This is a genomic window from Serratia proteamaculans, from assembly GCF_004684015.1.
Taxonomy (GTDB): Bacteria; Pseudomonadota; Gammaproteobacteria; order Enterobacterales; family Enterobacteriaceae; genus Serratia; species Serratia proteamaculans_F.
Genome location: NZ_SRIA01000021.1, coordinates 44,924 through 69,640 on the forward strand (window position 1 = coordinate 44,924; position 24,717 = coordinate 69,640).

A 24,717-nucleotide genomic window follows, 5' to 3' on the forward strand; every position below is an offset into this window, starting at 1 on the left:
TTGTTTTTCCCTGAAAAACGGCTGGTACTGGATTTGTAGTTGCGTACACCGCGCCCCATTATGGGACGCGGTTTTTTCAGTTAAGCCTTAGGAAAAATCCACAGGTGCTCGGCCAGCAGTGAAAGACGGCACAACGTCTGCTCGCGAACTTCGGTGCCATAAGCGCGCACCACGAAATCTTCGGCAACGGTGCGGAACAGATACTCCCAACGATCGCCGAGGTACATGCTGGTCAGCAGCGGCAGCTCAAGCTGATTGCCCTGTGGGTCATCCACCAGGCGCACGCGTTCCACACGGATCACCGCAGTGGCCTCTTCACCGGCTTTTACCCCCGCGCCCGCCATGCCCCACAGCGCCCAGTCTTTGCCTTCAATGCGTGCTTTACCCTCACTCAGCTCGGTAACCTTGCCGTGCAGCCGGTTATTGCTGCCCATAAACTCGGCGGTAAACAGGGTCGACGGCGAACCGTACATTTCCTGCGGCGTGCCCTGCTGCTCGATTTTTCCGTTGTTGAGCAACAAGATGCGATCGGAGATGGCCATTGCCTCGTTCTGATCGTGAGTCACCATCAGCGCCGAAAGCCCCAGCTTGATGATCAACTCACGCAGGAACACCCGCGCCTCTTCGCGCAGCTTGGCATCGAGGTTTGATAACGGCTCATCGAGCAGGATCACCGGCGGGTTGTACACCAGCGCCCGGCCAATCGCCACGCGCTGTTGCTGGCCACCGGACAATTGATGCGGATGACGCTGGCCCAAATGCCCCAGCCCAAGCTGGTCGAGCACGCCCTGCACCCGCTGGTTGATTTCCGCCGAGGCGACTTTGCGCAACTTCAGCGGATAGGCGACGTTTTCAAACACGGTTTTATGCGGCCACAGGGCATAGGACTGGAACACCAGCCCCAGGTTGCGCTCCTCCGCCGGAATTTCGCTGCGCGCGCTGCCGTCATAAACCGTATTGCTGCCGATGATAATACGGCCCTGGGTCGGTTTTTCCAGCCCGGCCACCGCCCGCAGCAGCGTGGTTTTACCACTGCCCGACGGCCCCAACAGCGAAACCACCTCGCCACGCTTTAAATCCATCGAGACGCCCTTCAACACCGGGTTGTCGCCGTAGGTTAAATGCAGGTTCTCTACCGAAAGTTCAATCATGTAATTTCACTCCAAAGCGCAGGGCAATACCCAGCCCCAACACCACCAGCAGGATATTAATGAACGAGAGGGCCGCTACGATATCAATCGCGCCCGCCGCCCACAGGGAAACCAACATCGAACCTATGGTTTCGGTCCCCGGAGACAACAGATAGACCCCGGTGGAATACTCGCGCTCGAAAATCAGGAACATCAGCAGCCAGGAACCAATCAGGCCATAACGCGACAGCGGAATGGTGACGTGACGGGTAATTTGCCCCCGGCTCGCGCCAGCGCTACGCGCTGCCTCTTCCAGCTCTGGCCCCACTTGCAGCAGCGTCGAAGAGATCAGTCGCAGGCCATAGGCCATCCACACCACGGTGTATGCCAGCCAGACGCTGAAGATGGTGCTGCGCAAGGAGCGCAGCCAGACGATCAGGTTTTCCCGCAGCCACTCGGCCACCGGCAGCGCCGACAGCCAGCCCTCTTTTAAAGACTTGTCCAGCCACATCGGCAGGAACAGGAACACCCACAGGAACGCCAGCCCCGCCAGCAGACCCGGCACCGCTCGCGGCACCAGCACACTGTAATCGAGGAAACGGGTAGCCCCGTCGGGTTTGCGGTGCATGGCGATGCCAATAAACAGGTAGCAAACCACCGCCAGCGCGCCGCCGAACACCCCAATCGCCATCGAGTTGACGATCGCCCGCAGCAGGTTGGGTTGCTGCCAGATGGTGCGGAAGGTATTGAGCGACAGTTCGTCCCAGATTGAAACGCCCACGCCCCAGTTGGAGATAAAGGCACGCAGCACCACCCCCACCAGCGGTACGCCGATGGTCACCGTCAGCCAAAACACCACCACCGCACCGGCGACCCAGCGCCATTTACCCAGCGGCAATGCCCGCGCCTGCGACGCCTTGCCCTTGACGGTGACGAAGCGGTTAGCGGTGCGCATCAGGCGACGCTGCAACATTACCAACGGAATGGTGATGCAGATCAGCACCACCGCCACCGCCGCCATCAAATGGTAAGATGGCGTACCCAGCTTATTGGTCAGTTGATACAGGTAGGTCGCCAGCACCAGGTTACCTTCCGGATCGCCCAGCACCAGCATCAGGCCGAACACTTCCAGCCCGAGGAAGAACAGCAACACCCCGGCGTACAGAATCGAGGGCCGCACCATCGGCAAGCTAACGGCCGTCATCACCTGCAAAGGCGAGGCCCCCGCCGTTCGCGCAGCTTCCTCCACGTCGGAACCGACGCTGCGCAAGGCCGAAGAAATATAAAGATAGGCGTGCGGCACATGCGTCAGCCCGGCGATCACCACGATGCTGGCCATCGAATAGATATTCCACGGCACAAAGCCCAACAGCGATTCCGCCCACAGCGAGAAGAAGCCGACCGGCCCGGCGGCCACCACGTAGCCAAAACCCAGGACCATCGGCGAGACAAAGATCGGCACCAGGATCAGCGGTTCAATAAAGCGCCGGCCGGGCAAGTCGGTTCTGACCATCAAAAAGGCCAGAATGCCCCCCAGTGGAATGGCGATCACCACCAGGCCGAAAGCCAGAATAAACCCGCTTTTCAGCGCCTTGTAAAAATCCGGATCGGTGAAAATAAACTGGAACGCCTCCAGGCTGAACACCTTGGAGGGGGAGAAAAAGGGAGCGGAGAGGAAACTTTGGATCACGATAAACGACAGCGGCACATAGATAACCAGTGCGGTTATCAACACCACCAAGCCGCGCGGCAGGCTCTGCCACTTTCTGCGCCATGCTTTCATAAAGATATCCCGATGGTTGTAAACGACGACGACCAAAGGGCGCGCGCCACAATGGCAGACGCGCGTCCGGAACCTTGGTTATTTCGCGGCGGCGGTACGCCATTGCTTGATGTAATCCAGCCGTTTGGCCGGCTGCAGATACTCCAGCAGGCTTTCATCGACCGGGATCGGTTTGAGCGCTTTGCCAAGCATTTTGGTCAGGCCGTCAATGTCGTTTTTACCTTCAATATCATTGCGAATCGAAGGAATGTCGGCCTGATTGGCAAGAATGCTCTGACCCTTTTCCGACAACACATAGTTAAGCCACAGTTTTGCCGCGTTGGCGTTAGCCGCTTCTTTGCTGATAAAGGACACCCGCGACAGTACCAGGGTGTAATCCTTCGGATAAGAGATGCCCAGCGAAGGGTCGGTTTTGGCACGAGCTTCGGCGTAGGAACCCAGAATGTTGAAACCAATCAGGTTCTCCCCGGATGACACCCTTTCCATCATGGTACCGGTTGAGGATTGCACCGCCAGTCCCCCTTTGGCGACGTCAGCCAGGGTGGCGAAATAGTTCGGATCGGCCTTGAAGTCCTGCACCGACAACATGAAGCCCAAGCCTGACTTTTCAATGTCATAGGTGGTGACTTTCTTTTTGAATTTATCGGTCTGGCTGGCAATCAGTTTGGCCAGCGCGGCATGGGAGTCCGGCACATCGCCCTGCGGGATCAGGCGTTTGTTGTAGATGAACACCACCGGTTCATAGGTGGTGCCGTAGGCCTTCTCTTTCCATACTGCCCACTTGGGCAACTGGCCCTGCTCCGGCGAAGCGTATTCCTGTGCATAGTCGGTTGCCAGCTTCAGTGCGGTATCCATCGACGAGCTCCATACTACGTCGCCGCTGGTGCCTCCCGCCGCCTGCTCGCTGATATAGCGGTTATACAACTCGGTGCTGTTCATGTCGTTGTATTCGACCTTTACGCCCGGATACATGGCTTCGAACCCCTGGATCAACGGGCCGGCCGCCTTGGTATCGGTGGTGGAGTACACCACGACCTTGCCCTCTTTCTTGGCGCCATCCACAATTTTTTGATAGTCGGCTGGATAACCTGCTGGAAATTCAGCGTAAGCAGGCACTGTACCCAGTACCGCCATCGCCACCACCGACGCGCCGATTTTTGTCAACATGATCAACTCCTGGTTACATTTAAGAAACTAAAAATTAACATATAGTTAATAAGTGTTCTTAAGCAACGCCGTTGATTTTTTATCTTCGTGTTTTGTGAGGTTGGGCGATTTTTGTCCAGTAAAAAGCCCGGCAATTTGCCGGGCTTGAGTAAAGCAACACAATACAGCTTATTTCAGCAGTGCCTGCGCCTTGGCCACCACGTTGTCCACGGTGAAGCCAAACTCTTTGAACAGCTGCTCTGCCGGGGCAGATTCACCAAAGGTGGTCATGCCGACGATGGCGCCGTTCAGGCCCACGTACTTGTACCAGTAGTCCGCGATACCTGCTTCCACCGCCACTCGCGCCGTCACGGCCGCCGGCAGCACGGATTCACGGTACGCCGCATCCTGCTTGTCGAACGCGTCGGTGGACGGCATGGAGACCACGCGCACCTTACGGCCAGCCGCAGTCAGCTGGTCTGCCGCTTCCACGGTGATGCCCACTTCCGACCCGGTGGCAATCAGAATGACGTCCGGCGTACCGGCGCAGTCCTTCAGCACATAACCGCCACGGTAGACGTTGGCCAGCTGCTCTGCGGTACGCGGCTGCTGGGTCAGGTTCTGACGCGAGAAAATCAGCGTGGTCGGGCCGTCGTTGCGCTCAATGCCGTACTGCCAGGCTACCGCCGATTCCACCTGGTCACACGGGCGCCAGGTGCTCATGTTCGGGGTCACGCGCAGGCTGGCCATTTGCTCAACCGGCTGGTGCGTCGGGCCGTCTTCGCCCAGACCGATGGAGTCGTGGGTGTAGACAAACACGTTGCGGATTTTCATCAGCGCTGCCATACGCACTGCATTACGGGCGTATTCCACGAACATCAGGAAGGTCGCCGAGTACGGCAGGAAGCCGCCGTGCAGCGCGATGCCGTTGGTGATGGCGGTCATGCCGAACTCGCGCACGCCGTAGTGGATGTAGTTACCCGCCAGGTCTTCGTTGAGCGGCTTGGAGCCGGACCACATGGTCAGGTTGCTCGGTGCCAGGTCAGCGGAGCCGCCGAGGAATTCCGGCAGTACCTTGCCGAAGGTTTCCAGCGCGTTCTGTGAGGCCTTGCGGCTGGCGATGTTGGCCGGGTTGGCCTGCAGTTTTTCCACGAAGGCTTTGGCTTCGGCTTTCCAGTTGGCCGGCAGTTCACCGTTCACACGGCGTTTGAACTCGGCAGCCAGCTCCGGGAAGGCCTTGGCATAGGCAGCGAACTTGTCGTTCCAGGCCGCTTCCTTGGCTTTGCCGGCTTCTTTGGCGTCCCACTGGGCATAGATGTCCTGCGGGATTTCGAAGGCGGCGTATTTCCAGCCCAGGGCTTCGCGGGTGGCGGCCACTTCGGCGGCGCCCAGCGCAGCACCGTGCACGTCGTGGGTCCCGGCCTTGTTCGGGGAGCCGAAACCAATCACGGTTTTGCACATCAGCAGCGACGGCTTGTCGGTGACCTTGCGGGCTTCTTCAATGGCGGCCTTGATGGCGTCCGGGTTGTGGCCATCAACGTGACGCACCACGTGCCAGCCATAGGCTTCAAAGCGCTCGGCGGTGTTGTCGGTGAACCAGCCTTCGACGTGACCGTCGATGGAGATGCCGTTGTCATCGTAGAACGCGGTCAGCTTGCCGAGCTTGAGGGTACCGGCCAGCGAGCAGACTTCGTGGGAGATACCTTCCATCATGCAGCCGTCGCCCATAAAGGCGTAGGTGTGGTGGTCGACGATGTCATGACCCGGGCGGTTGAACTGCGCGCCCAGGGTGCGTTCGGCAATGGCGAAACCGACGGCGTTGGCGATGCCCTGACCCAGTGGGCCGGTGGTGGTTTCGACGCCTGGGGTGTAGCCGTATTCCGGGTGGCCCGGGGTTTTGGAGTGCAGCTGGCGGAAGTTTTCCAGCTCGCTCATCGGCAGGTCGTAGCCGGTGAGGTGCAACAGGCTGTAAATCAGCATGGAGCCATGGCCGTTGGAGAGGACGAAGCGGTCACGGTCAGCCCAGTGCGGGTTGGTCGGGTTGTGGTTCAGGTAGTCACGCCACAGGACTTCGGCGATGTCCGCCATGCCCATAGGTGCACCCGGGTGGCCGGAATTTGCTTTTTGTACGGCGTCCATGCTGAGTGCGCGGATGGCGTTGGCAAGCTCTTTACGAGAGGACATGTTTTACTCCAGGTCGGATTAAAAAATCAGTCAAGTTTTCTATTTTCTCAGACTCAGCATTAAAACGGCAATCCCTAATGCCAAATGAGAGCGAGTTCACAACTTATTAGCACAATTGGTCGGTTTTTCGGAATAACACTATTTTCCTGATTGCCAGCGTACACTAGTCTCAGGCGGCAAGATTTCTTTAGATTAAAATGGCCCTACCCCCTTGTTACTATCACAGGAAGATAGCTTTATGAAAATCCGTACCTCTTTGATTGCATTAAGCATTGCCACTTTGGTAAGCGGCTGTCAAAACCTGAACACCGATACCCTGATGCAGTCTGGCGCACAGGCGTTTCAGGCGGCAACGTTGAGTAATGACGACGTAAAAACCCTGAGTGATAAATCCTGCGCAGAGATGGACAGCAAGGCACAAATCGCGCCGGCTGACAGCACCTATGCCAAACGCCTGAACAAAATCGCGGCGGCACTGGGTGATAATATCAACGGCACGCCGGCCAACTACAAGGTTTACGTCACTAAAGACGTAAACGCCTGGGCGATGGCCAACGGCTGTATCCGCGTTTACAGCGGTCTGATGGACATGATGACCGACAATGAAGTGGAAGGCGTGCTGGGGCATGAAATGGGCCACGTCGCGCTGGGCCATACGCGTAAAGCCATGCAGGTGGCCTACGGTACCGTGGCGTTGCGCACCGCCGCAGCCTCGACCGGCGGCATCATAGGTTCGCTGTCGCAGTCGCAGTTGGCGGACATGGGCGAAAAACTGGTGAATGCCCAGTTCTCCCAGAAGCAGGAAAGCGAAGCGGATGACTACTCGTTTGATCTGATGAAAAAACGCGGTATCGATCCGAACGGCCTGGTCACCAGCTTTGAAAAACTGGCTAAAATGGAAGCCGGCCGTCAGAGCAGCATGTTCGACGACCACCCGGCCTCCGAAGCGCGTGCGCAGCATATTCGCGACCGCATCGCGGCAGGCAAGTAACCCTTATTGCTCTATAGAACAACGGCACCCCAAAGTGGCTTTCCCACTGATTAAGGTGCCGTTTTCAGAAAATAAAAAACGCATTCCTGTTAAATCCATTATTAAAAAACCACTCAACTCCACTTATAGAATCATATAAATAAAAAAACTTACAACAACACATAATAACTATTGATTTTTTGTGATCTTTAGCGAAAACTCATCGATACAGCATTGATGTCTTTCTGGAAAAAATATAATACTAAGCTCCCTTACGGACATAAAACAACACTATGGAATGGAGTTATTTATGAAACCTATTGATACATCTTTACTCGATCAAATCTCTGGTGGTCGTGTGTGGTGAGTAGCCAGGCCGCCACCTGTCGCATTTTATACATACAGAAATCGCTTTCACTCAGTAATGGCAGTGATTAAGGCGTCAACGCATGAATAAAGCAAGATACTCGTTAATTTCCATTATCTGGATGCCAGGCTGTTACTTTATTGGTATTAAATCATCATTAAAAATATTCCAACCGGCGACCAGCTATGTAGACTTGCTCACACTGGTTCTTGCTATTATTGGGCTACGAGTATTCATTTCAGTGATAGTCGACGCCCTGGGAATATTTAATAAAAATTGATAACCTTTGAACGACACCTCGACAGATTAAGGTGCCGTTCAATCTGTCACGGCTCAGTACAGGGTCTTTTGCGGTGGCCCGGCGAAGGTTAGCGGCCCGATGCTGTTCATGTCCACTTCCACCACCGACGGTCCCGGATAGTTAATCGCCTCCGCCAATACGCCGCTGAACTGCGCCGCGCTGTCGACCTTCCAGGCTTTCAGCCCCATAGCTTCGGCCACCAGCGTAAAGGACGGGGTGTGCAGTTCGTTATAGTACTGACGACCGGCAAAGTATTTATCCTGAATGCCGCGCATCACGCCGTAGCCACCATCGTTCATAATCAGCAAAGTGATATTGGCCTGCTCCTGCGCCATGGTCGCCAGCTCGCCCAAGCCTAACGCCAACCCGCCGTCGCCCACCAGCCCGACCACCTTGCGCTGCGGGTTAGCGATCGCGGTACCAATCGCCATCGGCAATCCCATGCCAATCGCCCCGGCCAGCGAGTGAATGTTACACAGCGGCGAAATCGCGCGGAACAAACGGCTGCCCCAAACGCTGCCAGAGACGGTGATATCACGGACCAGCAGCCCATCCTGCGGCAGCGCGGCGGCAATGGCGTCGTTTAATTTGGCATATTCCCCCGACTGTTGGCGCAGCGCGCTTTCCGCCTGCTGCACCGCGCGGGCGATTTCGCTATCCCACTCGGCATTGACCTTCTCACCTGGGTTAACCCGGGCAGCCAGTGCGTTAAGCAAAGCTGCACAGTCGCCATTAATTTGTTCGTCGGCCAGATAGTTACGGTTGGCCGCCGCAGGATCAATATCAATCTGCACCAATGGGCGTGGCAGCGGCAGCGTCCAGGTGCGGGTTTCATTGCTGCGCAGGCGTGAACCGGCCACCAGCGTCAGATCGCACTGCGTCAGGATCGCCTCAATGCTCGGTGAATTATGGAACGCACGCAGGCTGCGTGGATGGCTATCAGGCAGAATGCCGCGCCCGTGGGTGCTGGAGATCACCGCCACACCGGCATCCGCCAGTTTGCGCACCGCCTCGCCGCAGGCCAGCGCACCGCCGCCCAACCATAATAGTGGGCGTTTGGCCTGTTTCAGCCGCTGATACAGCCGTTCAACCGCGTCATCACTGGCTGGCGGCAACGGCGCAGGCATCACCGGCTGGCTCAGCACCGCACTGGAGACCAGGCTGCTTTGAATATCGATCGGGATCTCTACCGCCACCGGGCCGCAAGGCACCGTCTGCGCGTCGAGAATGGCCCGCTGGATCACGGCCACCGCCTGGTCCGCAGAGTTAACCCGATACGCGCGTTTGGAGCAGGCGCGCAGGAAACCCAATTGATCGCGGGTTTCATGAATAAACCCGGCGTCGGCATCCAGATAAGCTTTTTCCACCTGACCGGTAATGTGCAGCAGCGGCGTGTTGGCGTTCATCGCCTCGATCATTGCGCCGACCGCATTGCCGGCACCGGCACCTGTGCTGGTCAAGGCCACGCCCAGACCGGAGAAACGGCCGTGGGCATCAGCCATGGTCACGGCACCGGCTTCACCACGTGCCGGCACAAAGCGAATGTTGCCACGTTGCCCCACCGCATCGGCAATTGGCAGATTATGAATCGAAATGATGCCGTACATCGCCGACACCTCGTACTGTTCCAGAGTCCGGGCTATCGCCTCGCCAACCGTTATTTTCTCGCTCATCATCAGCCTTCTTATATGTTCGTTGTAGGGGTACGCACCGTCGCTCAAAACTAATCGCTCCAGCGATTCGCCTGATGGCTAAGCGCCAGATACAGGCTTTTTTGCTGCATGTAGGCTTTGATGCCGTGCAGGCCCTTTTCGCGGCCCAGACCGCTTTCTTTAAAACCGCCGAAAGGCGTAGAAATGGAGAATGTCTTGTAGGTGTTGATCCACACCGTGCCGGTTTCCAATTGCTCCGCCAGCGCCATCGCCCGCGGGAAATCACGGCTCCAGATGCCGGCCGCCAGCCCGTACACCGAATCATTGGCCTGTTCAATCAACTGCTGCTCGTCGTCGAACGGCAGCACCACCAGCACCGGGCCAAAAATCTCCTCCTGACAGGCGCGGGCGCTATTGCTCAGCCCTTCGATAATCGTCGGCAGGTAATAGCTGCCAACGGCCAATTGCGGATCGGCCGGGGCTTCACCGCCAATCACTATCCGCCCGCCTTCCTGCTGCGCCAGCGCCACGTAATCCGCCACGCTTTGGCGATGTTTTTGGTTAATCAGCGGGCCGAGATGCACCCCCGGCGTCAGGGGATTACCCACCCGCAATCCGGCCGCCAGTTCACTCAGGCGCACCAGCAGGGGCTGGTACAAAGAACGGTGCACAAACAGCCGCGAACCGGCGATGCAAGCCTGGCCGGCGGAGCTGAAAATGCCATAACAGATGCCGCGCGCCGCCTGTTCCAAATCCGCATCTTCCAGCACGATGGTCGGTGACTTGCCGCCCAGTTCCAGCGAAGTGGGGATCAGCTTCTCGGCGGCGATATGCGCCAAATGGCGACCGGTATTGGTGCCGCCGGTAAAGGAAATCTTTTTCACTAACGGATGGCGGGCCAGCGCTTCGCCAATCACCGAGCCTTTGCCCGGCAGTACGCTGAGCAGTCCGGCAGGCAGTCCCGCCTGTTCAAACAGCTCCGCCAGTTTTAGCGCCATCAGCGGCGTGGCTTCGGCCGGTTTGAGGATCACCGCGTTGCCCGCCGCCAGCGCCGGGGCCACCTTTTGCATTTCACTGGCAATCGGCGAGTTCCACGGCGTAATCGCCGCGATCACCCCCAGCGGTTGATACTGGCTTAGCGTCATCACCTCGGCGCTGCGCTGGGTCGGCAGTTCGCCCTCCAGCACCTCGCAGGCGGCAGCAAAGTAGCGAGCCGTTGCCGCCGCACTGGCCACCAGCCCACGGGTCTCCGCCAGCGGTTTACCGTTGTCGCGGGTCTGCAACTGCGCCAACTCTTCCTGCTGCGCCATAATCAGATTACTGACGCGGTACAGAATGTTGGCACGCTGATGCGGCACCAGCCCACGCCACTCGGGAGCACGCCAGGCGCGTTCCGCCGCGACAACCGCATCATTGACGTCTTCAACGCTGGCGGCACGCAACTGCGCATTGACGCTGCCGTCGGCCGGAAACACCGAGGTCATCTCATCGCCACGCCCTTCGCACCAGCGCCCAGCTACAAAAATCTTTAACTTTTCCATGCTCGCTCCTGCCGTTCAGGCAATAAAGCCACCGTCAACCAGACGGCGGCAGGCTTGTACCGCGCTCAGCGCCGCCAGGGTTGATGTTTTGGGATTACTCGCCAGCGGGTTACCGCTCAGCTCAATCTGAAACTCACCGAAATTGCCGCACACCTGCAGCCGGTGGGTATTGCGCCGGGTCGCGGGATCGACCAGCAGTCGTACCCGGGTGGCGTCCATCCCCAAGCCGTTGAGCGCGATGGTCGCAGCCACGTTGGCATTGGCCGGGAACAGCCTCGCCGCCTCACGCGCCGAGCCTTCAAAAAACACCTGCGCCTCGCTCACCGCATCCAGATCAATCAATTGCTCTGCCATGCTGCCACGCCAGCTCGCCGGGCTTTTACAGGCCTGATAGGTGACGCTGTCCAGCCCGCCCTCGCGTGCCGACGCCAGCCCGTCCATGCCCGCTACCGCACCGGACAGCACAATCAATTGCCCCTGATGCTGGCGACAGGCTTGCTGCAACCGTTGCTGCAACGATGCATCCGCCAAAGCGCCGGTGGAGATCACCGCCAACGGCCAGCCACGCGTCACCACCGCTTCACCAAATTCCGCCACCGCCTGCTGGCTGGCACATTCCAGCACCAGATCCGGCCGTTCGGCGCATTGGTCCGGGTGGGTTAACGCCTGCACATCGCCGCCAAAGGCGCTGGCAATCGCCGCATGATGAGCCGCACGCGCCACAATCCAGCCCACGCTCACCCCATCCGGCAGGCGGGAAAGCACTTCTCTGGCCATTGCGCCGTAGCCAATCATCATGATCTTCTTCATCTTTCAGCCCCTGCGTTAAAGATGGCGGTTAAAGCCACCGGAGACGTCGAGCGCCGCACCGGTAGTAAAGGACGCCAGAGGGGAAGCCAGGAACAACAGCGCCCGCGCCGGCTCCTGTGGCTTACCTAGACGTTTCATTGGGATGCCGCGACGTTCGGCAATCGCCGCCGTCCACTGCTCCCAGCTTTGATCCTTATCGCTGCGCTCGTCGAAACGGCGTCGCCACTGGCCAGACTCCACCATGCCCAGCAGGATCGAGTTGACGCGAATGCCCTTGTCCACCAGCTCTTTCGACAGCGTCAGCGTCAGGTTGAGCAGTGCGGCACGCGCCGCCGAGGTGGCGATCATGTGTTCTTCCGGCTGCAAAGCCAGCAGTGAGTTCACGCAGGTAATTGAAGCGATATCCGAGCGCTCCAGCGCCGGCAAGAACGCCTGCACCGGGTTGATCACGCCGAACAGTTTTAGCTCCGCCTCATGCAGCCAGGCCGCACGCGGGGTGTGTTCAAAATGCGCCACAAATCCCTGACCGGCGTTGTTGATCAACAGATCTACCCCGCCGAAGTGCGCCGTCACCTGAGCGGCAAACTGCGTCACCTGCGCCTCGTCCAGCACGTCGCAGCACTGCGCCAATATTTCCGCCTGTGGGAACTCATTACGCAGGCTGGCTTCGGCTCCGGCCAGTTTGTCCGGGTTGCGTCCGCAAAAGGCCACTTTCGCCCCTTCCGCCAACAGCAGGCGCAGAGTCTCAAAACCGATGCCCGACGAACCGCCGGTGACCACTGCGACCCGTTGCTCAAGCTGAAAATTCATGGTTGGATTGCTCCCGTAAAGTCCTGCAAATAACGGTTGAATTGCACCGGCGCATCGAGATAGCTGGCATGCCCTGCGCCCTCGATCAGCCGCAGAGGCGCGTCCTGCTGCTGCGCCAGTATTGCCGCCGCTTCCGGCGGTGTGATCCGGTCGTCGTCGCCACACCACACCTGTAGCGGGCCACGATAACGCGCCAGATGGCGGCCGATATCGTCGTTGGCCAGCATCCAGGCGGCGCTGAGAAAGCCTTCAGGATCCAGCTGCTGCATGCCATTGCGTACCCAGGCGATATCTTGCGGATCCGCGTCATCACGCAGTAACGCCGCCGCCCGCTGTTCGCCATAGCCCTGCGGCCCCAGCTTTTCAATCATCTGTTTGCGCTGACCGTAAACCTGCTGACGTTTTTCTTCCGGCGCCGTGGCATAACCCTGAGCCGGATCTGCCAGCACCAGTCCGCATAGGCCGTCGGGATGATCGGCAGCATAGGCGCTGCCGATCAACGCACCGAGCGAATGGCCGACAATCAGCGGTTGCTCCAGCTCAAGCTCTGCCACCAGCGCCGCCAGCGCGGCTGCGTAAGCGGTGGCGTCCGGCTGGTTCACCGTCAGCGGCAGGCTGCCACCGTAGCCCGGAGCATCCCAGGCCAGCAGGCGGTGACCGTCGGCCAGGCCAGGATCGTTAAACTGCTTGACCCACGAGGCCGAACCGGAGCTGATGCCATGCAGCAACACCACCGGACGGCCGTGCCCCGCTTCGCGCCAACTGAGGGTGTAACCCCCGCAGCGCGCCTGCTGACGTTGCACCAGGCCGTTCATCAGTTGCGTTTCACTTTGGATAAAGGGTGATCTGCCGGGTAGGTCGGCGTTTCCGGTTTGGCGGTGCCGAGCATCACGCACATCAACGCCTCTTCCTCGCCGTGGTTGAACAACCCACGGTAAACACCGGCCGGCACCGAGATCAGATCGCGCTCTTTCAGCTTGGTTTCGTAGTACTCGGTGCCGTCCTGGATCATCAGCGTAATGCTGCCCTTGAGCATAAAGAACACTTCTTCCACGTCGTCGTGCAGGTGCAACGGGCCTTCGCATTTCGACGGCAGCACCATGGTGGAGAAGGTAAAATTGCCTGCCGGAATGGTATTGGTGTCGTTAACCACCCCGGTGGCACCGGTGCCGATATAGCGCATCTGCGCACGGCGGTATTTCGGGTCGTAGTCAGCCTGGAACTTCAACGCATTCCAGTCATATTTACGGCCTTCAAAGCGGGCGATACGTGACTCCACCCAATTCTCTATCGACTGATCCTGCGGCTTGACGGCAGCTTGTTTCTCAACCTGGGACATGTTGGTACTCCTCTGTGAATCAATGGGATATCAATATTTCTTCAGCAACGGCAGCAGAATGATGCAGCCGATAAAGGCCATCACCACCAGGAACAGCAAGCCGTTATCCATGTTGCCGGTGGCGGCGATCAGCGCCCCCATCAGCACCGGTGCCAATGCACCGGCAAAATTGCCTAATCCGTTAAAAATACCGCCGGCGGTGGCGCTAACCTTGCTGCTGGTGGCCTTCGCCAGCAGAGCAAAGATGTTCGGCGCACCGGCCCCCCACATAAAGGTGCTAAAGGCCATGGCGGCGATCACGCTGTAGGTCCCCTGCATATGCAGCACCACGGCCAAGCCCAGCCCGGCGCCGCACAGCGAGATAAAGCAGGCCAGCGCACGGCGATCCAGTTTGTCCGACAGCCAGGCCCCGAGTACTTCGCCGAGCAGCATGGCGATAAACGGCAGCGATGACAGATAACCGGCGTGTTCCAGGTGAATGCCTTTGCCCTTGATCAGGTAGCTGGGCAGCCAGCCGTTCATGCCCCACAGGTAGGTCAGGAAGGCGATGTTAAACAGGCAAATCATCCAGAAATGCGGGTTGCGCAGCAGTTCAAGGCGATGCTGTTTGCGTTCGGCGACCGCCGGGGGTGAAACGGTCGCGGCGGCCGGACGCGACACATTCAGATGACGCATGCCGAACAGCACCAACAGCATCACCGGCAGCGTCAGGAACGCCATAAAGAAGAAGGTGGCCTGCCAGTCAAAGGTGTTGAGGATATACAACGTGACCGGAAAGCCGAGCGCCGCCCCCAACGGGGTGCCAAGCAGCCACAGCATGGTGGCACGTGCCTGCAGCCGCTGCGGGAAAGCCTGGCGAATAATGGCGTAGGCCATCGGCAGCAGCGGGCCTTCGGCAATGCCGAGTAAAATGCGCAGCGTCATCATGGTGTGATACGAACGGGCCAGGCCCATCAGCACCATCAATACGCCCCACACCACCATCATGCCGATCAACACTTTTACCGGGTTCAACCGGTCGCCAATGCCGCTGAGCAGCATCGAAGAAATGCCGTACGAGAACAAAAATGCACTCATCAGCAAGCCCAGTCGCGCCGGGTCAAAACTGATGCCCAGCGCCTGCTGGAATTCGCTATCGGAAAACAGTGCCGCGATGCTGATCTTGTCGAAAAAGGCCAACAGCACGCAGGCAAACAGCGCAATTGGCACCGACCAGCGCACCCGCTGCTGCGGATTTTCGGCAACGGCTTCCCCCACCCGTCCAGCGCGGGCGTCAATATCTTGCGTAGTCATGAAACGCTCCCGAGGTTACGGGCGTTATTTCAACGCCATCAAAGAAAACTCTGCGTCCGCCAACTGCTGCGGTTCCAACACTCGCCCACTGGCCAGCCAGCGCTTGCCCAGCTTGATGGTGCGTGCGTCGTTAAACGCCACCATCTGCACCAGCTGCCGGTCGGCATTGAGCGTAAAGAACACCTGTGACTGTGGCGTGCGTCGCACCACGTGGTGTACGCCGCCGGTCGGTATGCCGAGGATCTGGATATTGGCGTCGTATTGATCCGACCAAAGCCAGGCCACGTCATCGTAAGGTGAGGCAAAGGCATCGAGCATCGCGCAGGCGGTGCTGATCGCCTGATTCTGCGCATAGGCCCAGGATTGCAGGCACAGACCCAGCGTCGGGTGGCGCGCTACGTCGCCGGCGGCGAAGATCGCCGGGTGGCTGGTGCGCCCCTGGCCATCAACCACAATACCGGCGTCAACCTTCAGCCCGGCGCTATGCGCCAGTTCCAGATTCAACTCCACGCCGATCCCTACCACCACCAGATCAAATTCCTGAGGATCGCTGCTGTCGCTGCCGATCCAGGCGCTGCCGTTACGATCTTCCAGTTGGATGTCACCGCAGCCGCAATGCACCGTTACGCCCTGTTGCTGATGCAGTTCAAGCAACGCCTGGGAAACGTCCGCGCCGACGCTGCGCATGCACAATGCAGGCTGGCGCTCAAACACCGTCACCTCAGCCCCGAGGCGCCGTGCCGAAGCGGCAATTTCCAGGCCGATCCAACCGCCACCGACGATGGCCAGCTTGCGGCAGCCCTGCAACGCCTGGCGCAGTCGGCCGGCATCGTCCCAGGAGCGTAACGTCATAACGCGCGGATGACTGGCCCAACGGGCGTCCGGCAGACGCGGTCGCCCACCGGTGGCGATCAGCAGTTGATCAAACTGCAGCTGTCGGCCGTCGCTGAGAGTGACAATTTGTTTTTGTGCATCAATGGCTTCAGCACGCAGCGGGCGACACCAGTCGATGTTCAACCCGGTCACCACCTGCTCACTGAATAGTCGGCTGAGCGGCGCATTGCCATCCAGCAACGCCGCCTTGGAAAGTGGCGGACGTTCATAAAAGTCATAGGGCTCGTCGCTAACCACTGTCAGCTTGCCGGTGTAGCCGCGGTCACGCAGCGTTTTCGCTGCCCAACCCCCGGCCTGGCCACCGCCGATGATCAGGATGCCCGCCGATTCTGGCTGGCTCATAACGCCTCCGGCTTTTTATGCTGGCGACGGGTGTCGTGGTCAATACCGCCTTCCACGGCCCACTCGGTGAACGACACCAGTGAGTGCTCCAGCTCGCGGGGCTGCCAGTTTTCGGTCAGGTAATCGTCGTTGGTGTAGTACTCAAATGCCCCGCCGGTCGGACTGTTGACGTACCAGAAATAAGCCGAGGAGATCGGGTGGCGACCGGGGCCGATAAAGGTGCTCCAGTTCTCTTTGTTCATGGCGATACCGCCGCCGATCACCTCGTGGATGTCGCGTACGGTAAAGGCCACGTGATTCAGGCCGCGCGGACGATTAGGCAATTTCAGCAGGAACAGGTTGTGATGGCCGCCGCGCACCTGGGTACGCAGGAATACCGCGCGGTCGATATAACGGTCCGAGACCTGGAACCCCAGTACTTCACGGTAGAAGCGCTCGGTCGCGGCCAGATCCTCGACGAAGAACACCACGTGGCCAATATTGATTGGCTGCGCCTGGGCATACACCGGGCTTGGCTGATCGATACGACGCACGTCACCCCACTGGTTGATCGGCGACACCGGCAAATCAACTTCCCGTTGCTGGCTAACGCTAAAGCGCACCGTCATGCCGTTAGGATCAAGGCATTCCAGTTCTTCCCCGACCAGGCGGAAACCCGGCATCTGCGCCAACAAGGGTTGCAACGCCGCCAACTCGGCCGGGCTGCCAACCCCCCAGGTCATGCGACGCAGGGTCGAACCGCCCTCAAACGCCGGAGGTAATGCTTCGCTGTGCAACGGATGCAACACCACCCGCGCCCCGCTCAGGGTAGTGAATTCGCGCTGGGTTTCACCCCAATGCTGTTGTGCCGTCTGAAGGCTGAAGTCCTGCATGAATTTTTCGCTAGTTGGCAGATCTTCGACGCCAAATTCCAGTTTTTCGATTCCGATTACGCTCATTAAATGTGCCTCACGTGCTCGCTGAATGCAGTTTTCAGGCATGACTGATCCCCGACCCATGATTTTCATGAGTCTTATCCCTGCCTGAGTCATTGATAGGGGACGAGTCTATTTGTCCCGATTAATGCGGACGCAGCTTGCGGCGCCCCTATGAAAATCAGTTAACCGACGTTAGCCTGCGGCGGTGCGCCCAGGAAGCCGGAGATTTTCACCGCGGCGTCCCGCACCTCCATGCGTAACCGCTCACGATCCGCTTTTGGGATCTCATCGGACGGCACCATAATGCTGATCACGGCCTCAACCCGCTGCTCGCGATTGAAAATCGGGTAGACGATGGAAGAGATACCGTGGCGGAAAAACGACTCGCCGATCACATAGCCGCGCGCCTTGTCCTGCTGCACCATTTGCCACAGCGTTTCGCGATCCGCCGGGGTGCCCGGGCCGCTACCCGGCAGTTGCTCCTGCGGATACAGCAGTTCGAACTCTTCACGGGTGGCGCTGGTCAGCAACATGCGGCCTAGCGAAGTTTGGTGCACCGGCAGACGGGTGCCGACGCTGACCTGGTTGATTTGTGAACCGGCGGCGCTGACGCGGGCGATGTAGATCACATCGCGTCCATCACGGATCGCCAGATGACTGCTGCACTGGCTACGATCGCGCAGTTGTTCTATTACCGGCTGACCGGCCTGCGCCACATCCAGCGAGGCAATATATTCAAAGCCCAGGCGCAACACCTTGATGCCCAGCGAGAAAGTGTTGGTGCGCGGGTTGCGTTCCAGAAAACCCAGATGCTCCAGCGTTTGCACCACGCGATAGGCGGTAGCTTTTGGCATATCGACCAGGCGATGCAATTGGGCAAAGGTCATTTCCTTATGCTGTTCGCCAAACGCCAGCAACAGTTGCAATCCGCGATCCAGTCCTGGGATCAGATATTTACACCCTTGGTCGTCTGCCATGTGCTGCTCCTGGCTAATTGAGTATTGATTAGTTAAAGACGAATCCACCGTTGACCGGCAACAGCTGACCGGTCACGAAGTTCGCCAGCGGTGACAGCAGGTAAAGCACCGTACCGTTGACGTCGTCAGGATGCTGCGCCCCGGCCAGGGCCCGGCCCTGCTCGTACAGTTGATGACGCTCGGCAGGCACATATTCGGTGGCTTCCACCCGCGTCAGGCCCGGAGCAATGGCATTAACGCAGATACCCTGCGGGCCCAACTCACGCGCCATCGAGCGGGTCATCGAGATAATCGCCCCTTTGCTGGCCACATAGGCCATTAAGCGCGGTGCGCCCCACAGCGCGGTATCCGAAGCCACGTTAACGATCTTGGCATGCGGGGTTTGCGCCAGCAGCGGTACCGCCGCCTGACTCACCAGCCAGGTGCCGCGCACGTTGACCTGCATCACCCGATCCCACAGATCGATGTCATATTCCATCATGGTTTTGCCGCCGACGCCGGTGGCCAACGCCGCATTGTTCACCAACCCGTCAACGGCCCCGCCTTCGGCGATGGCGTTAAACGCGGCGCTGATCGACGCCGGATCGGCCAGATCGATCACTTGACTTTCGACCTGTGCTCCCTGCTCGCGCAGGCTGGCGGCGCCGTCTGCCAGTTCATCCGCCAGAATATCGCACATCACCACTTTGGCACCGGCGGCGGCAATAGCGGCAGCAAAACTACGCCCCAGCCCGCGTGCTGCGCCGGTCACCACAATACGTTTCCCCGTCAGCAGGCCGTTCACTGCGCCGCCTCCAATTCACTGAGCCGCGCCAACTGTTTCTGCGCTTCTTTTTGCATCATACGCCGCAGGCGAGATAACCCGACGTCATGCTGATACAGGTATTCCCGGCCACGCGCGTTCGGTGCCATGTTTTCCAGCACGATGCGATCCTGCTCCAGGACGTCCCAGTGCAAGGATTCCAGGCGGTTACGGTACATAAAGCGCCACATGTCACGCTGCCAGTCTTTCACCTTGCGGATCCGCCAGAAGAACACCCGGCAGTGATCCTTGTCTTCCGGAACCACCATGCCGATGATCCAGAAGTGGCCGCCCGGCCCAAAGCGTTTTTTGTACGGGATCGACAGGCGCATCCAGTAAGCCCCGCTGCTGCCGAACTCTACCCAGTCAAAGTTGACGCCGATCTGGCCATTCTTTTTAAAGATGAAACCGCTGTCGGTCGGCTCCAGCGCCATGTCTGCCTTGCGATCCCCTTCCGCCATTGAGTGCGACGAGGAATGCAGGTAGGTGCCGTGCATCGGATCCATTACGTTTTCCAACGCGTACTGGTAATTACAGTCCCAACTGGCGGTGCACAGGAAGTTGCTGTAGTCGGCTTCGTCCGCCAGCTCCGGTGGGAAAGTCAGTTCGGCCGGTTCTTCATCTGCGGTCACGCCGAAATAGAGGAACACCGCACCGTAGGCCTCTTTGGCCGGATAAGAACGCAGGCATTTTTGCCCCACCAGCGGGCAACGATCGACCGCCGGCACGTCTTTAACCGTACCGTCACCGCCCACTTCAACGCCGTGATACCAGCAGGCGATGCGATCGCCCAGGTTCCAGCCCATGGAAAGCCGCGCTCCGCGATGCGGACAACGATCTTCCAGCGCGTGGATCGCGCCTTCGCCGTCACGCCACACCACGATCTGCTGCTCCAGACGCGTAATACCGACCGGGTTATTGCCAATTTCCCAACTGGCCAGCACCGGATACCACATGCCGCGTAGCCCCTGGTCGAGATAGTCCTGCAAGGCTTGTGCGGAGGATGTTGTGTTTACTGTCATTGTCTTCTCCCGGGTGTGGATCAGAAACCGTTAACGTGAAGGAATTCGCGGAACGCCGTCTCATTCCACGGCTGGCCGCTGCGATCGAACAGGCGACGCTGATTAAGCGCACTGACGATCTGCTCCAGCTCTTCCGCGCCCTGATCGAAGATCTCTTCCAACGCCGTCACCAGCGCAGTTTCAAAACCGTCCGGCACCCGGGCACGGTTCTGCCAGATGACGTTTTGGAATTGGCCTGGTTGGTGAATTTGACCGTTGCCGCCTTCGCGCGCCGGGATCACCTGTTGGGTGTCCGGCAGCCAGGGATTGAAATCGGTGATGTGCTGCATGATTACTCCTCCGCAATAAAGGTGATTTGGATTTGATTGTCGATCACCCGGGTGGCATAGGTTTGCAGATCGCGGCCGCCTGGCTCACGCAGGCACTGGCCGGTACGCACGTCGAACAATGCTTCGTGCAACGGACACTCGACCTTACCGTCATCAACAAACCCCTGGCTGAGCAAGGCATAGGCATGTGGGCAGACGTCTTCCAGCGCGTAATAGTTGCCGTCGATCAGATACACCCCGACTTCTTTCCCTTCCACGTTGGCGGAGAAAGGAAAATCCTCTTTCACCTGAGACACTTCACACACTTTCTTCCAGCTCATTGCTTCTGTCCCCTATCTGATTGTTTCATATATGAAACTCAGTTTCTTATTTAATACGCTCACTATAAGTCTGGTGAAACTTTCGTCAAGAGAGCAACGCGGCAATTGTTAATGGAAAGTTGTTTAAACATGACAAATGCGGAGAGGATCACGAAAAAATGCACCGATATGAAAAACTGATGAACATTGTGCTTTTCATCACAAATTCATGGCTAAAAACAGGTTGATCTGGCTGGCGTAATAAGAGTAAAAGTTCTCTCTCACTGACAAGCCACCCTTTTAAATAACAATAATTTTACATTTAGATGACTCAAACCTGCTTTTCAGCACTGTGAAATCAGCGGGTTAGTTCTCTGCTGCCTGAATTCGTTAACCACCCGCCAAAGGAGCGCAGATGGAGCGCATTGTGCAACAACGTCAACGCTGGTTTGGGGTCATGGCCCTGCTGTTTTTGATCGTCATCGCCTATGCCGATCGGGTCAATATCGCCGTGATGCTGGTTAACCCCGACTTCCTGCAACACTTCCAGCTCGGGGATAACCGCACGCATCAGGGTATGTTGATGACGGTGTTTTTACTCGGCTATGGGCTTTCCGCCATGCTGCTGACGCCGTTCCTGGAAACGCTGATGGGTTATCGCCGTGCGCTGACGCTGAGCATTGTGCTGTGGGCGTTGCTCACCGCCGCCTCGCCGCTGGCGGGGTCGCTACTGCTGTTATTTGTGGTGCGCGCATTGTTGGGTGTCAGTGAGGGGCCGCTGTTCTCGCTGAAAACCATGTATATCGGCGATCACTTCGCCGCCGATGAACGCGGCAAGCCCAATGCGGTCAGCACTCTGGGCGTCTCGTTAGGGCTGGTGATTGGTTTTCCGCTGGTGAGCTTCCTGATGGCGCACTTCGGCTGGGCGGTTTCTTTCTATCTGCTGGCACTGATCAACCTGTTGCTGGGGCTGGCGTTGGTTCGGCTGTTTATCCATCCCGCCGCGTTGCCGTCGCGCGCCGTTGATCCAAGGCCGATCCTGCAACGCGTCTGGGATACTTTTGCCCTCGCCTGGCGCACCCCGATGCTCGGCTGGATCATGCTTATCGAGATCGCTACCCTCAGCTACCTGTGGGGATCCAGCTCCTGGCTACCGGCCTACCTGACCGATGAGAAAGGCTTTTCCATCAAACAGATGGGTTGGATGGCCTCGCTGCCGTTTATTGTCAGTATCGGCTCAAAATACCTCGGCGGTGTGCTGCTTGATCGTATTCGCCCTTATCAGGCACCGCTGATTTTCGCCTTTGGCGGTGCGGCGACGGCGCTGTGCATCTATGGCGTGATGCATAGCGAACAGCTCGGCTGGATAGCCTTTTTCCTGCTGGCGGCCAATGCCTGTTGGGGCGCTCAGGGAGCCGCGATCCCGACGCTGTTGCAGCATTATGCGCAGCCACAGGCCGTGGGCAGCGCCTATGGGCTGATTAACGGTATCGGCAATATGTTCTCGGCGTTGGTACCTATGATTATGGGCATGGTGATGGCCAGCCAGGGCAAGGTGTCTGCGGGATTTGCGGTGCTGATCGTGTCACAGGGGGTAACATTGCTGGCAGGGGGTGTGTTGTTCAGCCGGATGCTGATGACGCGTGAGGCAAAGCGGGCGTAAAAGGGTCGGGGCAGATAATGCGCCCCGACCGCCTATTCATGTTACTGCGGCTTAACGCCCTTTCTTTTTACGGCCAGGCTGAGCGAAGCGCTTACGCGCAGGAGCACCTCCGGCTGGCTTTTCGGCGCTTTTCGATGCACTGACGGGCTTTTTCACCGCCGGTTTGGCTTTCTTCGCCGGCTTGGCTTCCGAGGAAGAACCCTCGATCGATTTAAACAGCTCGACCAGTTCATCGTCGGTTAAGTCACGCCATTCACCCGGTGGCAACCCGGCCATGCTCACATTCATAATGCGAGTACGCTCCAGCTTGGTCACCTCATAGCCGAAATGCTCGCACATGCGGCGGATCTGGCGGTTAAGCCCCTGCACCAGCACGATGCGAAACACAAATGGCGCTTCTTTCTTCACCTTGCACTTTTTGGTCACCGTACCCAGCATCGGCACGCCGGCCCCCAGGCCACGAATGAAGTCGTCGGTTACCGGTTTGTTGACCGTGACCAAATACTCTTTCTCGTGATCGTTGCCCGCCCGCAGGATCTTGTTTACCAGATCGCCGTGGTTGGTGAGGAAGATCAGGCCCTGTGAATCTTTATCCAGTCGCCCGATCGGGAAGATGCGGGTACTGTGATTGACGAAATCGACAATATTGTCTTTCTCGCCTTCTTCCGTGGTGCTGACAATACCGACTGGCTTGTTCAACGCAATGAAGATCAGATTATCTTCGTTGCGCGGTTCAATCAGCTGACCGTTAACCTTGACGACGTCGCCTGGAAACACCTGATCGCCAAGCGTCACGCGCTTGCCATTGATAAAAACATTGCCTTGTTCGATGTAACGATCGGCATCGCGGCGCGAGCAGATACCGCTCTCGCTTATATATTTGTTGAGACGTGTTGAAGGCTTGGTCAGCATGCTTTCTCCATGGACTCTGGCCTCTGAAAGGCCAGAGTTTAAGCTGTTACTGTTTAAGATTGCTTCTTGGCAGCCTGCAGATACAGCATTTCCAGGCCCAGGGTCGCCGCGGCCAGCGCGGTGATCTCGGATTGATCGTAGGCCGGAGCCACTTCCACTACGTCCATACCCACGATGTTAAGTGACTGCATGCCGCGTACCAGTTTCAGCGCGCGATCGGAGGTCAGGCCGCCGATCACCGGCGTGCCGGTGCCCGGTGCGAACGCCGGATCCAGACAGTCGATATCGAAGGTCAGGTATACCGGCATATCGCCGACGATCTGTTTGATCTGAGCCAGCAGGTCGTCCGCGCTGCGATCGTTAACCTGCGCAGCGTCCAATACGGTAAAGCCGTTATCGTGATCGTATTCGGTACGAATGCCGATCTGCACCGAATGTTTTGGATCGATCAGGCCTTCGTTCGGCGCATGGAAGAACATGGTGCCGTGGTCGTACTGGCTGCCGTTAGCGTAGGTGTCGGTATGGGCATCGAAGTGCACCAGCGCCATTTTGCCGAAATGTTTGGCGTGCGCGCGCAGCAGCGGCAAGGTAACAAAGTGGTCACCGCCGAATGAGAGCATACGTTTACCGGCCGCCAGCAGTTTTTCCGCGTGCGCCTGCAGGTTGTCGCTCATGCTCTGAGCGTCGCCAAAGTTGAACACCACGTCGCCGCAGTCGACCACGTTCAGACGATCGCGCAGGTCAAAGTTCCACGGCCAGCGGTTGCCTTCCCAGGCCAGGTTGGTAGAAACCTGACGGATCGCCGCAGGGCCATGACGGCCACCGGCACGGCCGGAGGTTGCCATATCAAATGGAATGCCGGTGATGACCCACTCTGCATCGCTGTCGTAAGGCATAAAGTTCAGCGGAAAGCGCAGGAAACCAAAGGCGTTGGACACTAAAGAATTATCGGGCTGGTGGCCTAAGGTACTCATAGTAAACCCTCATATTTCAACGTTTCGCCTGTTGAAAAATCACACAGGCGCTGGCAAAAAAAAATCCCTCCCGCGTCGTTAGCCCGACGAGAAAGGGATCCATTCGAAATCTGTTTCAGTACTGCTGATGCAGCAGATTATCGCCGCATTTCGTTCGCGCTTCAAGAGCGCGCATCATCATCCCGGCAGCTCGTCGTCACACAGTATAGACCCTGCATCCTTCAGCTATGTGAGCGTTGCCGCTTGCCGTGATTAAATTT

General features: G+C 58.2%; 22 protein-coding genes. 2 read left to right on the forward strand and 20 right to left on the reverse strand.

The genetic code is table 11. From position 1 onward, the window contains the following. Positions 1-80 precede the first annotated feature (80 nt). From E5C26_RS20380 to tkt, 4 genes are all read right to left on the reverse strand, one after another. Positions 81-1,151, reverse strand: coding sequence for an ABC transporter ATP-binding protein (locus E5C26_RS20380; protein WP_135317926.1), 1,071 nt, complete (start codon positions 1,149-1,151; stop codon positions 81-83). Then, the gene (locus E5C26_RS20385) at positions 1,144-2,913 is read right to left on the reverse strand and encodes an ABC transporter permease (RefSeq protein WP_135317927.1); all 1,770 of its coding nucleotides are present in this window, start codon (positions 2,911-2,913) and stop codon (positions 1,144-1,146) included. Before E5C26_RS20385 ends, E5C26_RS20380 begins: the two co-directional genes overlap by 8 nt. A 78-nt stretch (positions 2,914-2,991) precedes the next feature. Beyond that, positions 2,992-4,080: an ABC transporter substrate-binding protein gene (locus E5C26_RS20390; protein ID WP_135317928.1), complete on the reverse strand. Its 1,089-nt coding sequence runs from the start codon at positions 4,078-4,080 to the stop codon at positions 2,992-2,994. Between the two features lie 168 nt (positions 4,081-4,248). Continuing rightward, complete coding sequence (gene tkt / locus E5C26_RS20395) at positions 4,249-6,243, reverse strand: transketolase (RefSeq protein ID WP_135317929.1); 1,995 nt, start codon at positions 6,241-6,243, stop codon at positions 4,249-4,251. A gap of 238 nt (positions 6,244-6,481) precedes the next feature. Between tkt and E5C26_RS20400 the strand changes: the two genes are divergently transcribed. Then, entirely contained in the window at positions 6,482-7,234 is a 753-nt protein-coding gene (locus E5C26_RS20400; protein ID WP_135317930.1) for a M48 family metallopeptidase, read from the forward strand. Between the two features lie 679 nt (positions 7,235-7,913). Here E5C26_RS20400 and E5C26_RS20405 read toward each other — a convergent pair. The 14 genes from E5C26_RS20405 to E5C26_RS20470 all read right to left on the reverse strand — a co-directional run bounded on the left by E5C26_RS20405 (position 7,914) and on the right by E5C26_RS20470 (position 20,929). Beyond that, the gene (locus tag E5C26_RS20405) at positions 7,914-9,554 is read right to left on the reverse strand and encodes a thiamine pyrophosphate-binding protein (RefSeq protein ID WP_135317931.1); all 1,641 of its coding nucleotides are present in this window, start codon (positions 9,552-9,554) and stop codon (positions 7,914-7,916) included. A gap of 50 nt (positions 9,555-9,604) precedes the next feature. Further along, the gene (locus tag E5C26_RS20410) at positions 9,605-11,074 is read right to left on the reverse strand and encodes an aldehyde dehydrogenase (protein ID WP_135317932.1); all 1,470 of its coding nucleotides are present in this window, start codon (positions 11,072-11,074) and stop codon (positions 9,605-9,607) included. Positions 11,075-11,089: 15 nt separating this feature from the next. Continuing rightward, positions 11,090-11,884: an aspartate dehydrogenase gene (locus E5C26_RS20415; RefSeq protein ID WP_135317933.1), complete on the reverse strand. Its 795-nt coding sequence runs from the start codon at positions 11,882-11,884 to the stop codon at positions 11,090-11,092. A gap of 15 nt (positions 11,885-11,899) precedes the next feature. After that, the gene (locus tag E5C26_RS20420) at positions 11,900-12,694 is read right to left on the reverse strand and encodes an SDR family oxidoreductase (protein ID WP_135317934.1); all 795 of its coding nucleotides are present in this window, start codon (positions 12,692-12,694) and stop codon (positions 11,900-11,902) included. Then, complete coding sequence (locus tag E5C26_RS20425) at positions 12,691-13,509, reverse strand: alpha/beta fold hydrolase (RefSeq protein WP_135317935.1); 819 nt, start codon at positions 13,507-13,509, stop codon at positions 12,691-12,693. Before E5C26_RS20425 ends, E5C26_RS20420 begins: the two co-directional genes overlap by 4 nt. Continuing rightward, positions 13,509-14,033 carry a cupin domain-containing protein gene (locus E5C26_RS20430; RefSeq protein ID WP_085119009.1) on the reverse strand — a complete coding sequence of 175 codons (525 nt, stop codon included), beginning with the start codon at positions 14,031-14,033 and terminating at the stop codon, positions 13,509-13,511. Before E5C26_RS20430 ends, E5C26_RS20425 begins: the two co-directional genes overlap by 1 nt. Before the next feature lie 30 nt (positions 14,034-14,063). After that, on the reverse strand, positions 14,064-15,326 hold the full coding sequence (locus E5C26_RS20435) for an MFS transporter (RefSeq protein WP_135317936.1): 1,263 nt from the start codon (positions 15,324-15,326) through the stop codon (positions 14,064-14,066). A 24-nt stretch (positions 15,327-15,350) separates the two neighbouring features. Further along, the gene (locus E5C26_RS20440) at positions 15,351-16,562 is read right to left on the reverse strand and encodes an NAD(P)/FAD-dependent oxidoreductase (RefSeq protein WP_135317937.1); all 1,212 of its coding nucleotides are present in this window, start codon (positions 16,560-16,562) and stop codon (positions 15,351-15,353) included. After that, positions 16,559-17,500, reverse strand: a complete 942-nt coding sequence (locus E5C26_RS20445; protein WP_135317938.1) for a VOC family protein — start codon at positions 17,498-17,500, stop codon at positions 16,559-16,561. Before E5C26_RS20445 ends, E5C26_RS20440 begins: the two co-directional genes overlap by 4 nt. A 161-nt stretch (positions 17,501-17,661) precedes the next feature. Continuing rightward, positions 17,662-18,456, reverse strand: coding sequence for an IclR family transcriptional regulator (locus E5C26_RS20450; protein ID WP_135317939.1), 795 nt, complete (start codon positions 18,454-18,456; stop codon positions 17,662-17,664). Positions 18,457-18,484: 28 nt separating this feature from the next. Then, positions 18,485-19,240, reverse strand: coding sequence for an SDR family oxidoreductase (locus E5C26_RS20455; protein WP_135317940.1), 756 nt, complete (start codon positions 19,238-19,240; stop codon positions 18,485-18,487). Then, positions 19,237-20,280, reverse strand: coding sequence for an aromatic ring-hydroxylating oxygenase subunit alpha (locus E5C26_RS20460; RefSeq protein ID WP_135317941.1), 1,044 nt, complete (start codon positions 20,278-20,280; stop codon positions 19,237-19,239). The genes E5C26_RS20455 and E5C26_RS20460 overlap by 4 nt, the downstream gene beginning before the upstream one ends. A gap of 20 nt (positions 20,281-20,300) precedes the next feature. Beyond that, the gene (locus E5C26_RS20465) at positions 20,301-20,609 is read right to left on the reverse strand and encodes a recombinase-like helix-turn-helix domain-containing protein (protein WP_135317942.1); all 309 of its coding nucleotides are present in this window, start codon (positions 20,607-20,609) and stop codon (positions 20,301-20,303) included. 2 nt (positions 20,610-20,611) lie between these two features. Beyond that, complete coding sequence (locus E5C26_RS20470) at positions 20,612-20,929, reverse strand: non-heme iron oxygenase ferredoxin subunit (protein ID WP_012146671.1); 318 nt, start codon at positions 20,927-20,929, stop codon at positions 20,612-20,614. 394 nt (positions 20,930-21,323) lie between these two features. Here E5C26_RS20470 and E5C26_RS20475 point away from each other — a divergent pair, with 394 nt between their 5' ends. Further along, positions 21,324-22,571, forward strand: a complete 1,248-nt coding sequence (locus tag E5C26_RS20475; protein WP_135317943.1) for an MFS transporter — start codon at positions 21,324-21,326, stop codon at positions 22,569-22,571. Between the two features lie 51 nt (positions 22,572-22,622). Here the strand turns inward: E5C26_RS20475 and rluF are convergent, their stop codons facing one another. Together rluF and speB are read right to left on the reverse strand one after the other, a co-directional pair. Then, positions 22,623-23,483 (reverse strand): 23S rRNA pseudouridine(2604) synthase RluF, encoded by an 861-nt coding sequence (gene rluF, locus E5C26_RS20480; RefSeq protein WP_135317944.1) that lies wholly within the window; start codon positions 23,481-23,483, stop codon positions 22,623-22,625. A gap of 53 nt (positions 23,484-23,536) precedes the next feature. Then, complete coding sequence (speB, locus tag E5C26_RS20485) at positions 23,537-24,457, reverse strand: agmatinase (RefSeq protein ID WP_135317945.1); 921 nt, start codon at positions 24,455-24,457, stop codon at positions 23,537-23,539. Positions 24,458-24,717: the final 260 nt, after the last annotated feature.

Bases quoted from the DNA above. Each gene is read 5' to 3' on its own strand.
- E5C26_RS20415 (WP_135317933.1), bottom strand. From the start codon at position 11,884: ATGAAGAAGATCATGATGATTGGCTACGGCGCAATGGCCAGAGAAGTG.
- E5C26_RS20460 (WP_135317941.1), bottom strand. From the start codon at position 20,280: ATGACAGTAAACACAACATCCTCCGCACAAGCCTTGCAGGACTATCTC.
- rluF (WP_135317944.1), bottom strand. From the start codon at position 23,483: ATGCTGACCAAGCCTTCAACACGTCTCAACAAATATATAAGCGAGAGC.
- E5C26_RS20390 (WP_135317928.1), bottom strand. From the start codon at position 4,080: ATGTTGACAAAAATCGGCGCGTCGGTGGTGGCGATGGCGGTACTGGGT.
- E5C26_RS20475 (WP_135317943.1), top strand. From the start codon at position 21,324: ATGGAGCGCATTGTGCAACAACGTCAACGCTGGTTTGGGGTCATGGCC.
- E5C26_RS20435 (WP_135317936.1), bottom strand. From the start codon at position 15,326: ATGACTACGCAAGATATTGACGCCCGCGCTGGACGGGTGGGGGAAGCC.
- E5C26_RS20465 (WP_135317942.1), bottom strand. From the start codon at position 20,609: ATGCAGCACATCACCGATTTCAATCCCTGGCTGCCGGACACCCAACAG.
- E5C26_RS20425 (WP_135317935.1), bottom strand. From the start codon at position 13,509: ATGAACGGCCTGGTGCAACGTCAGCAGGCGCGCTGCGGGGGTTACACC.
- E5C26_RS20385 (WP_135317927.1), bottom strand. From the start codon at position 2,913: ATGAAAGCATGGCGCAGAAAGTGGCAGAGCCTGCCGCGCGGCTTGGTG.
- speB (WP_135317945.1), bottom strand. From the start codon at position 24,457: ATGAGTACCTTAGGCCACCAGCCCGATAATTCTTTAGTGTCCAACGCC.
- E5C26_RS20430 (WP_085119009.1), bottom strand. From the start codon at position 14,033: ATGTCCCAGGTTGAGAAACAAGCTGCCGTCAAGCCGCAGGATCAGTCG.
- E5C26_RS20445 (WP_135317938.1), bottom strand. From the start codon at position 17,500: ATGAGCGTAATCGGAATCGAAAAACTGGAATTTGGCGTCGAAGATCTG.
- E5C26_RS20410 (WP_135317932.1), bottom strand. From the start codon at position 11,074: ATGGAAAAGTTAAAGATTTTTGTAGCTGGGCGCTGGTGCGAAGGGCGT.
- E5C26_RS20470 (WP_012146671.1), bottom strand. From the start codon at position 20,929: ATGAGCTGGAAGAAAGTGTGTGAAGTGTCTCAGGTGAAAGAGGATTTT.
- tkt (WP_135317929.1), bottom strand. From the start codon at position 6,243: ATGTCCTCTCGTAAAGAGCTTGCCAACGCCATCCGCGCACTCAGCATG.
- E5C26_RS20440 (WP_135317937.1), bottom strand. From the start codon at position 16,562: ATGAGCCAGCCAGAATCGGCGGGCATCCTGATCATCGGCGGTGGCCAG.
- E5C26_RS20450 (WP_135317939.1), bottom strand. From the start codon at position 18,456: ATGGCAGACGACCAAGGGTGTAAATATCTGATCCCAGGACTGGATCGC.
- E5C26_RS20380 (WP_135317926.1), bottom strand. From the start codon at position 1,151: ATGATTGAACTTTCGGTAGAGAACCTGCATTTAACCTACGGCGACAAC.
- E5C26_RS20420 (WP_135317934.1), bottom strand. From the start codon at position 12,694: ATGAATTTTCAGCTTGAGCAACGGGTCGCAGTGGTCACCGGCGGTTCG.
- E5C26_RS20405 (WP_135317931.1), bottom strand. From the start codon at position 9,554: ATGAGCGAGAAAATAACGGTTGGCGAGGCGATAGCCCGGACTCTGGAA.
- E5C26_RS20400 (WP_135317930.1), top strand. From the start codon at position 6,482: ATGAAAATCCGTACCTCTTTGATTGCATTAAGCATTGCCACTTTGGTA.